The following is a 10,986-nucleotide window of genomic DNA, read 5'->3' as shown; positions in this document are numbered from 1 at the left end:
TTTCCCACTCCTCTCTTATTTGAAAGTTTTCCAAAACATATCTTTAGGAGCCCCCGTGTCTGAAAGCACTTTTTTCTGCACGGTTTGAGCTGATGGTTCTGTTAAAACGGGCTGACGATGCAATTCCGGCAGAGGTAAAGGTTTTCTTCTGATTGGACGCCCAGCCGAGTCTTTCCAAGCTTCTACAATCAGATGGGCATTCGTTCCGCCATCGGCAAAGCAATTGATTGCCGCAGCTGGCGTTGTTTCGCTCCACTCGGTTTGCGATTTACAAAAATACAAATCTGTCTCTTCTATATCAAAATACGGCATGTTTTCGTCACCTGACAGGAATGGAACCAATTGTCTATGTTTCAGCATTAAAGCGACTTTAATCAGGCTCGCTATTCCTTCTGCACATAAAGGGTGGCCGATGTTAGGTTTCACTGATCCCAGCCCTAATGGCGCCTTTGATCCGGAGCGGTAAATGGCTTGAATCGCCTTCAGTTCAAGTAAGTCTGTTACTGCCGATCCCGAGCCATTCGCTTCGAGATAACTGATCTCTTCAGGCTTTTTGCCGCTTTTTTCAAGCGCTGTCTGCATGACATCCTTTTGTGCCTCGAGATTCGGTGAAGATGGGCCTGCTGTTCTTCCGTCATTGTTAATAGCAGCGGCTTTAATAACTGCATATATGGAATCTCCGTCTTCGAGTGCTTGGCTGACGGTTTTGACGAGAACCATACCCACGCCTTCTCCTAAAATGACACCGTCCGCCCGCTTATCAAAAATATGGAATGACGGTTTGTCACATAAAAGTCCGCGCTCTTGAAACATTTGATGCGCATCAGCATCAAGCAAACTGACGCCGCCCACAACCGCTGCCTCAATATCTCCGCTTCGGAGAGCCTGAATAGCCATATTCAACCCGACCAGCGCAGAGGAACAAGCGGTATCCAAGACAATACTCGGGCCCCTTAAGTCAAAAAATTGTGAAATGTTAGCTGCTAAATAGTTTTGTCCGCCAGCCACAATCGGATTTCTTGCTTTTGAAAGACTGGACGGATCAGGCTTGTGCTGGCTGCGGCCTCCTATATAAACACCAGCCCTCATGCCTTTCACGTCTTTCTCTGTATAACCGGCGTGATACCACAGTTTCAGGCTTTCCTCCAATACAGCCAAAGCTTGAGGGTCCATCGCTCTGATATCGTTCTCGGACATCATAAAGAAATCATGATCAAATCGGTCCATTTCATCAATGAGACCCGCGTAATTCGAGCTGGAATGCCTGAATCGTTCAGGCGGTACAGGTTTAATCGCAGACCGTCCATCACGTATTAAATCCCAGTATGCCTCAAGCGTTTCCGCTTCAGGGAACCTGCAAGTAAGACCGATGATGGCGATATCTTCTGTAAGCCCCGCCGTTTTTACATGACTTATCTGTTGCGGCTGCTGTTCTGGCATTGGCGTTTGTTTCATTGTTGATTGTGCCTTGACAGGTGTCTGTTTCTCAGATTGATGCAAAATAGCTGATACATCATATTTCGATATGAGCCAGTTTGCAAAGGATTCTATTGTCGGATATTCAAACAAAATCGACGGATCAATATCTCCATTTAATGTTTGGTTCATCTGCTGTACAAGCTGAGCCAATATAATCGAGTCGATTCCGTATTCTTGGAAAGGCTCATCCGTTTCAAAGTCTTCAGCTGCTATCTTCAGTTCATCTGAAAAAAGAGTTACAAGCCAGCCAACTGTTTCAAGGAACAGGTTTTGCGTGTCAGCTTGCGCTTTCGTCTCAGGATGTGAGAGGGCTTCAACAGGCAGTGACGGCTCCACAAGCTTGTCTGGCTGCCATATATTCGCATCTGGGATCGCCGGCAGTACGACAGCATGTTGTGTATCGGAAAGAATCTGATCCAGCAGCTGTAATCCCTCATCGTTTCTCAAGCTTACCAATCCCGTTTGTTCTAAAGCTTTGCTGCGAACCTCACCTAGACCGGTTTCCTTCCAGTTAGGCCACTGAATGCTGACAATTGGACATTCATCTCTATGTGCCTCTGCAAAATAATCCATAAATGCATTCGCCATCGCGTAATCAGCTTGTCCGGCTGCAAGAACAGGAATGGCCGCTGATACTGATGAAAACAAGGCAACAAACGCCAATGGTTCGCCTTTCAGCAGATCAAACAACGTTTGCAGGCCTTCGACTTTCGGTTCAAGCACCTGTTCGATCTCTTCTAGTGATTTTCTGATAAACGCCGGATTATGTTTGTTCACCTTCCCGGAACAATGGATGACTCCGCCAATCGGCCCCATTGTTTCGTGTATGGTCTTCAGGCTCTGTGCGACAGCAAATGAATCAGTGAGGTCCAGAGACAGCACTTGAACATTCGCACCCATGGCTTCTAGCTCTTGAATCGCATTTATTTTCTCAGCAAGCGAGGCACTTTTTACTGAATTCCACTGGTCACGCGGCGGCAGCTCTTCACGACCGATGAGCACCAGGTGCTTAACACCGTATGTTTTCACAAAATGCCGCGCACACAACGAACCGAGACCTCTTGTCCCGCCTGTAATGAGCAGGACTTTTTCTGCTGAAAAAGATACTTGCTTCTGATAAAGGCCGGCAGCATCTGCTGGCTGCTCTGCCAAATACGCGCGATAACGCTTGCCGTCTCGATAACAGACTTCTGATTCTGTGCTATTGGCATAAAACTCGTCTGCAATCAGTTTGGCCAGCTCCTCATGAGAGGCTGCAGAATCCATATCTGCGTGCCTTGATGTAAGGTGGCTGTACTCACTTTGAAGCATGCGATATAAACCGGCCCGTGAAGCACCAGACAAATGAACAGCTTTATTTTCGAAAGACTCCAGCCCTTTCGTTACGCCCAAGATCGTCAAATAATACTTGCTTGTACGTCCTTGCTCGATCAGCTTTTGGAGCCAGTTTATCCAGCTTATCGACTGTTCATGGCTCGTTCCGCACCCGATCAGATCGATTGCTCCGGAGATATGTTCAAAGCCTGCAGCGGATACATGATCGAGCTCTTGACTGTCAAATATACGGTAATTCGAGAAATACTTCGAAAGCTCTGCCGCTAATGCCATTGTCTCCTCGTTTGCTAATATGGCAACGGTTTGATTCGTACGTTCTACTGGTTCAATTGGACAATACTGCCACTGTTTGTGCAGAAAGCAGCGCTTAGTAATCGGTTCGGAGTAAGGCTGTGCTGAACCACTGTTTTCGGGCCTGTTTTCTTGATTTGGCAACCAGTAATACTCTTTTGCAAACGGATAAGAAGGCAGACTGATTCGGCGAGGTCTGTGATCTCCATAAAGTCTGTTCCAATCGATCTGTAGCCCTTTCACCCATAATTCCGCTACTTTCTCCAGCCTTTTCTTCTCTATCCATGTTTGCAGCAATGCTTCGGCATCATGATCTGTTTCAAATAGCTTGATTTCGTTTTTCTTCGTTTTCACGTGCGCGGCAAATATGCTGCTGTTTGGCACATCCGCTAAATAATCGCCTAAAGTTTTGATAACCGCTTTTTTCGAATCCGCCAAAAACGCCATCCGATAATCCATCGCTTCCCTGCCGGTTTGTAGCGTATATGCCATATCCTCCAAATCGATTTCTTCTATTGTATTTGCGTAATCTTTCATTACTTTTGCATAGGCCTTCAATTGCTGCTCTTTTTTCGCTGAGAGTACAAATAATGTTGATTGATGCTGCTTTGTTAATTGATCATTCCTCCGTTCAGGCTGATATTCTTCTATAACGATGTGGGCATTCGTCCCGCTATATCCGAAAGAGCTGACACAGGCTCTCCTCGGTTTTCCATCGGCCGACTCCCAAGGCTTAAGCTCCGTGTTTACATATAAAGGAGAATGCTCAAATTGAAAATGCTCATTCGGTGTCGTGAAGTTCAATGTCGGCACCAGTGTTTTGTGGTTCATACACAATAACACTTTTTGAACACTAGCTACTCCGGCCGCCGCGGATGTATGGCCAATGTTACTTTTAACTGAGCCGATTGCACAAAACTGTTTTTTGTCTGTTTTTTCTTGAAATACGGTGGACAAAGCCTCTAATTCAATTGGATCTCCTTGTTTTGTTCCGGTACCATGCATTTCTACAAAACTGATACTCTCTGGATGTATGCCGTATGTTTCATATATGTCTCTTTCCAAATCCATTTGGCTTTTCGCACTCGGTGCCGTGATTCCGTTTGTTTTCCCATCCTGATTAATACCTGAGCCAATGATAATGCCATAAATATGGTCACGGTCCGCTTCTGCATCTTTCAGCCTTTTCAGAACCAGCGCACCCGCACCCTCGCCGGGCACAAAACCATTCGCATCATTATCAAATGCCTTACATTGTCCATCAGGTGAAAGCATGCCGGCCTCACACATACTGATGTAAGATTCCGGCGTCAGGTATAAGCTGACACCGCCAACCAGTGCCATATCAATTTCTTTGTTTATGAGTGCCTGTCGCGCTAAATGTGTGCCGACCAAAGAAGATGAGCATGCGGTGTCAATAGGAATAGCAGGCCCTTTTAAATTAAGAAAATACGGAATACGTGCCGCGGCGATCGCAAAGCTGTTCCCGGTGGCGTTTGCTCTTGCCTGCCGATTCAGCATGACCCCATATTCATTGCTCATAATGCCGAGATAAACACCGCATCTTTTCTCATTTAATGTTCGAGCATTATATCCAGCATCCTCAAAGGCTTTATAGCCTTCCTGCAAAAATATTCGATGCTGTGGATCCATCAGTTCAGCTTCTGACGGCGGGATATTAAAAAACAACGGATCAAAATGTTCAATACCATCAAGCATCCCCATTGATTTGCAATAGACTTTTCCTTTTTTGTTGAGGGCAGGATCATAGTACTGATCTACATCCCACCGTGATGTTGGAATGTCCCGAATAGCATTTCTCGCATGAACGAGGTTATCCCAATACTCTCTTACATTACTTGCGCCCGGGTACCTTCCCGACATCCCGACAATGGCTATCGCATCCTCCCGATCTTGATGAATAGGGGCAGGTTTCTTCTCATGTTCTTTCTTTATTGGATATTGAACAGACTGAAGCGGACGCTCTGACGGCTCTGCCTTAGACAGTGCGGCCGGCTGTTTAATAGCTTCAATGGAATCATTCTGTTCTGTCAATTCTTGTTTTCTATCGAGATAAGTTCCAAGCTCAGACTTTAGCATCTCGGCAAAATCTTGTATCGTTGGATAATCATACATTTTGGTGACTGAAAAGGACGTGCCATACTGCTTATTCACAGCTTTTATCCATTCGAGCCCGGTAATCGAGTCCATTCCGACATCTATGAATGCTTCGTCAATATCCACCTCATGCGGCTCCATGAATAACACGTCTGCTATGCTTCCCCTCAATTCTTCATACAGCGTTTCAATTGCCCTAGTATTTTGGCTTGATGCGGATATTTGAGCTGCTGCATATTGAATAGTTGCTGCAGGTTCTTCCTGTAACGGCTGATGATGCTCTAACGGCTGCAGGGAGATATTGTCCGGTTTAGCAGCAAGTGCTGCTGTTTTCTGTTTCATCGGTGCGTACGTCCCCGTTTGCTTCGGGGCTTCGCTTTCTTCTGTTTTCTCTCCGGCTTGTGTGCTTAACTCATGTGCTAAGTAAACAGCAAAATCACGTGTTGTCGGATAATCATAAACCTTGGTAACATTTAGTGATGTCCCATACTGTTTATTTATTGATTTTATCCATTCGAGTCCTGTAATCGAATCCATTCCGATATCTATGAATGCTTCGTCTGGGTCAACCTCGTTTTGTTCCATGTACAGCACTTCCGCTAAGCTCGCCGTCAGTGCATCGCACAATTTTTCCGCCGAGATCGTTTCTGTTTCTGTATTTGATGGAACCAGAGAGGCTGTATGCTGCAAACGACCCTGATTGGCCGTTAAAGGCTGTAGCGTGATATTGGCAGGCTTGCCGCTGGCTTCTCTCACTATAGACGGCTTTTGTATGACAGGCTGTACCTCAGCAGGTGGATCCATCGTTCTTTTTTCCTCAGCCTTTGTTGCATTAACTTCTATCCAATAGCGATCTCTTGCAAAAGGATAGGCAGGTAGACTGATGCGCCGCGGTTTTTGATCCTGATAAAGCGTGCTCCAGTCGATACGCAAGCCTCTTACCCAAAGGTCTAAAACCTTCGCGTATTTTCCTTTTTTCATCCATGCCTCGATTGTTTTTGACATATCTTCGTCAGCGGCAAAAGCAGCAATGGAATCTTTGTTGCGTTTCACTTGTCCTCGATAAACAGATTCACGATCTTCTGTTCCGGAGACACATTCATTCAACTTTTCTTCAAGTTCCTGCATCGTTTCAACAACGAACGCCAGGCGATCATTCATCGCTTCACGTCCGACTTGCAGCGTATAGGCGATTCGGTGCAAATCTGCTTCAGCATATCTTTGCTCACGAATGGCATGCAGCAATCGTTCCGCCCGTTTCTGAAGTTTTTCCTCATTTTTTGCTGAGAGCACAATGACAGCCGGCTGTTTCCCTGCTAGGGAACGTTCCTGCTCAGGTTCCGGAACATACTCTTCTATTAAAATATGGGCGTTAACTCCCCCAGCGCCAAATGAAGAGATGCCTGCGATTCTCGGATATTCGATGTCTTTACCATTGACAGAAATGATCGGCCTCTTCCATTCTTCTAGCTCTTGCTGTACTTTAAACGGTGAGTTAAGGAAATCAATATTCGGGTTCAACACGTTTGAATGTAGGGAAGGTGCCAGTTGCCTGTTTTTCATTTGGAGCAATACCTTCGTTAATCCTGCGATACCTGCCGCACTCTCACAGTGCCCGATATTTGATTTGGCTGAGCCTATTGCACAAAATTGTTTGTCATTCGTTTGTTGCGTAAACACTTTGGACAGCCCTGTCATTTCAATAGGATCTCCGAGAGACGTTCCCGTGCCGTGCGCTTCAATATAACTGACTGCCCGCGGGTCAACCTTTGCTTCCACAAACGCCTTTTTGATCACACCTGCTTGGGCGTTCGGGTTGGGAACTGAATAACCGTTTGTTTTTCCTCCGTGGTTAATGGCTGTCCCCTTAATAATTCCATATATGTGATCGCCGTCTTCAACGGCTTTAGACAGTGGCTTAAGAAGAACTGCTCCAACGCCTTCACCCGGCACATAACCGTCTCCACCCTCTCCGAAGCTTTCACATCGGCCTTTGCTGGACATAAATTTGTTCTGCCCAAGCATCAAATACTTATTTGGGTGGATTGAAACATTCACGCCGCCCACGAATGCCGCCTCACACTCTCCGCTCTTCAAGCTTTGGCAGGCCAAATGAATAGCAGTTAAGGAAGAAGAACACATGGTATCCAAAGCAATACTCGGCCCATGAAAATCAAAATAATAAGATACCCGGTTCGCAATGGATGATGGATTCCCTGTTAACGCCAGAGACCTGCCGCGCACCTGCTCTTGCGCTCCGTACAGCTGGTATTCTTCGTACATGACCCCGACGTACACTCCGACGCTCCCGCCAAGCTCCGAATTACGCTTACGGCCAAGATGCTCCCTTGTATATCCTGCGTCTTCCATCGTTTCATACACACACTGCAAAAATAGACGCTCTTGAGGGTCCATTAATTTTGCTTCACGCGGCGAAATATGGAAAAACTGCGGATCAAACTTGTCTACATCTTTCATGAAGCCGCCCCACTTGCTGTAGGTTTTTCCAGCCTTATCCTTATCTTCATCATAATAGAGACTATGATCCCAGCGATCTTCAGGAATTTCCGTAATACAGTCTCGTCCGTCCCTCAGGTTTTCCCACAATTCATAGATGTTGTCTGCCTCAGGATAGCGCCCTGATATACCGATGATTGCAATTTCCTCTGCTTCCTTTTCTCTTGGCTGCTTCTGCCCTTTTTCTTGAAAAGAAAAGGATTGGGACTTTCTTGGAGCAACAGAGATTTCTCTTTTTTCACGCTCTGAATCTGTTTTTCTATTTTCCGCAGCAGAAGGTTTGTCTGTTTCAATTTTCAGGATGTCCAGCAGCTTTTCTCGGTGGGAATCAGTAAAATACCAGGTTAATGACCGAATATCCTGGTACTCAAAGAACAATGTCTTGGACAAAGATCCAAATACTTTTTCTAATTGACCCGTTACGTGCATGATCATAATAGAATCGATCCCGTAATCCTCGAGAGGAGCTTCAGCATCAATCTGGCCGACCGGCAGCTTGATAACCGAAGAAAGCACTTGTTTCACGTAATTTTCCGCTTTTTCTCTCAATGTCTCTTCATCGACTTCCAGGACAATGTCGGCTCTTTCCGTATCCTGATTGACATTTCTATTCTTCATATTGTGAGATCGGTCTTGACCATGTCCCGTTTCATATAAAAATGCACGTATCCGATTGGCTACACCGGAAGCCACTAATATTTGCGGCTTTCCTAACACCCAGCTATGATATAGCGCCTGAATCCCTCGCCTTGTTTCCATGGCTACCATGCCTGTTTCTTTTGTCAGCATCCTCGCAGTTTCAGCATCAATACGCATGCCCCCGTCTTTCCACAGCGGCCAGCACACCGAAAGTGTTTTTCCGTAACGTTTGTGCAGCGCTGCTTGACCATTTCGATATTCGCTGAATGCATTCATAAATGCATTCGCCATTGCATAATCAGCCTGTCCCGCACTTCCCACTGCTCCTGCACCTGAGGAAAAAAGGATAAAAAAGTCGAGCGGAATATCTTTCGTTGCTTCATCAAGATGAATCAGGCCGGCTACCTTTGGAGCGAGCACGGTTTGAACTTCTTCTTTCGTTTTCTTCATAATGAAATTATCTTTTATCATACCGGCGCTGTGGATAATGCCGTCCAAGCCGCCGTAATCATTTTCGATCTCTTCTATTAAGGCATCAACAGCTCGTTTCTCTGTCAGATCCGCTTGCCTGTAAACCACTCGGACGCCAAGTTTCTGTAGCTCTTGAAGCATCACCTGCTTCCTTTCATCGAGAGGAGAGCGACCAGTCAGGATCATAACAGCATCATTCGTTTGGTTTGCGATTTCATTTGCAAAGATGAAGCCAAGGCCGCCTGCACCGCCTGTCATCAGATAAACTCCTTTATCCTTCCATGGCATGTCAGCACTTAGGTGCTCACCAGACGTTTCTTTCCATTTGCTTACAGACCGTTTTCCTTGCCAGTAGCGGATATGTGTGTCAAGAGGACAGCGTCTGTTTTCTTCCAATATTTTGTATAGGTCACTAGCAGACATCCCGGTATCTAATTCAATCAGCTGTCCCGTCAGTTTGGGATTTTCCAGTTCAGCCGTTTTGAGCAGTCCGGTTAAGCCGCTTAATAGCTGCGGCTCGTTCAACGCAGGCACCGCCACTTGAATGAATGTATGTCCCCCGGTTTTTGAGTGCAGCAGCTGTTTGATTTCTTCAAATAACTGTACGGCGTATGCTTTAAACCGTTCATCAATTGCCGCTGTATGATGATGCAGGACTGTACAGTCAAGATCATTTCGGATGTTTTCCATTTGTCCTCCAAAATCACAGATAACGACTTTATGTGTCTCGTATGCTATAAACCCTTGCTTCTCGGCAGGAGCATGTTCTTCCCAAACGTGTTCAAACAGCAGCGTGTCAATTGTCTCTGAAGGATTTTCTGTGTCTTCTAACACTCTTGCAGAATAGCCCTTCATTCGCACACAAACCTGCCCCTCTTCATTGCATAAATCGATATCAAGCTTCTGCATGCGATCCTCAGCTCCACTGCCCTCGCTGTATGTGATCCGCGCCCACATAGACGCCTCGCAGCCTTTGAAGATTTGGACATCCTGTAATGCAAATGGCAGCATGGCCTTTCTGTCTGCTAAACGCATATCGCTTCCCAGCCTCAAACCGATAGATGCTTGAAATGCCGAATCTATCATGCTTGGATGCAGGACATAATGGTCTACCGTGTCGGAGATCACAGGAGGCATCGTCAATTTCGCAAGAACTCCGTTTTCGCCGGTATATATGCTGTCGATCGCTCTGTGGCTGTCACCATAATGAATGCCCATTTCTTCATAAGCCTCGTAACAATCAGAAGGTGATAAAATCCGCTCATTACCATTTGCCTTCAGTTCTTCAATGTTTATTACCCGAGGTTCATCAGCCACACAAGGCACTGCACTCCCTTGTCCATATACAACAGGCGCCTTCTCTGCGCTTTCAGGCTCTTGGCAGATTTCGAATGCAATCTCACCATTGTCCTCAGGATATAAACGTATGTGTATGTCCGCTTGCTGTTCTGTAACGGCAAACGGCCGAACCCAGACGATATTCCGGAGCCGGAATCCTGTCGGGAACTGATCTGCAGCTGCCTTTTCCACAGCCGCCCGTACCATTTCCAATAAAGCCGCACCGGGTAAAACCCGCTCGCCATTAATGACATGGTCCTTTAAGAAAAATTCACGTCCGGTGAACGCTGAACGAAAGCGGACTCCCGACATGTCGGACACATTTTGATGCAGAAGAGGATGTAGGATGTGTCCTTCCTGCTTAGAACGATCAGTCGCCGCCTCAGCTTTTGGCACCCAATAACGCACTTTCTCAAAAGGGTATGTCGGCAAGCTGATCCGTTTTGGTTTCTTTTCTTCGTAAAAAAGTAACCAGTCAACCTCAGATCCGTTCACCCACTCCTCCGCAATCTGATTGAGATTTCTTTGCTCCAACAATTTATGTACCGTTTCGGCAGAAAGCGATAAATCGCTTCCTCTTGATATTCGGCCCATCCAGCAATGATGAATGGATTCTTGCCCTTCTGCAAAAGCCTTCAATTGACCTGATAATTCTTGAAATCCGGCTGCTACAAAAGCAACCCGCTCTTCCATAGGTTCACGACCTACCTGCAATGTATAAGCCAAATCTCGAATCTGAATCCCATCGTGAAGAAACTCTAAGAGACGTTTTGCATATACACGAAGACGTTCTTGATT

At 46.1% G+C, this 10,986-nt stretch carries 1 protein-coding gene (running past one end of the window); it reads right to left on the bottom strand.

What is annotated here, in order from left to right; translation table 11 throughout:
• Window positions 1–15: 15 nt before the first annotated feature.
• Window positions 16–10,986: the 3' portion of a type I polyketide synthase gene (locus Q5C82_RS04435; RefSeq protein ID WP_079996366.1), read on the bottom strand. It continues 2,718 nt past the right edge of the window; the window shows 10,971 of its 13,689 coding nt (coding positions 2,719–13,689); its start codon lies off the right edge, out of view; it ends in the stop codon at window positions 16–18.

The organism is uncultured Bacillus sp. (assembly GCF_958411575.1).
In the GTDB taxonomy this organism is placed as follows: domain Bacteria; phylum Bacillota; class Bacilli; order Bacillales; family Bacillaceae; genus Bacillus; species Bacillus spizizenii.
Note: the sequence above shows the minus strand (reverse complement) of the source record. Positions and strands in the feature narration are given on the sequence as shown.